Genomic DNA, 624 nt, shown 5'->3' on the forward strand with positions numbered 1-624 from the left:
CCACCCCCCGCTCGAACCAGGCCCCCTTCACCCGCGCCAGCAACTGCACCGGCATCGCATCGAGCACTTCATTGCCGACCACCACGCCCTGCATGGACTCAGGCAGCTCCCCAAGCCATTCGACCCGCCCCGCATACCCCGCCAGCGCCTGCTGCTGCCGTTCGCGCAAGGTGCCCGACAGATCGACGATGCGATAGCGCACATCGCTGCGCCCCATCTCGCCCAGCGCATGCAGCAGCTGCACCGCCAGCGCCCCCGAGCCCGCGCCGAACTCCCACACGGTGTCGGTGCCCGTCTTCTCCAGCGCTTCGAGCACCTGCATCGCGAGCGTGTGGCCGAACATCGGCGTCAGCTCGGGCGCGGTCACGAAGTCGCTGCCGGACGAAGGCATGTGTCCGAACTTGGCCGAGGTGTTGGCGTAGTAGCCCAGCCCTGGCGCATACAGGGCCAGGGCCATGAAGCGGTCGAAGCCGATCCATCCGCCCGCGCGCTCGACGGAGCGGGCAATCAGATGGTCGAGGGCGATGGGTAAACTGTTTGTCGTTGGCGTCGTCACGGCGCCATTGTCCTCTTCCTGTCTTCTGTCTTCCTCCTCCGAATGAGCGCCATCCCACCCTCCTCCCC

At 67.1% G+C, this 624-nt stretch carries 1 protein-coding gene; it reads right to left on the reverse strand.

Going from position 1 to position 624, the window contains the following annotated elements; all coding sequences use genetic code 11:
• Positions 1 to 556 (reverse strand): SAM-dependent methyltransferase (locus AC07XP_RS32315; protein WP_495266965.1); only part of this gene is annotated, 556 nt, incomplete at its 3' end.
• Positions 557 to 624 lie beyond the last annotated feature (68 nt).

Source organism: Variovorax sp. GW531-E2 (assembly GCF_059423125.1).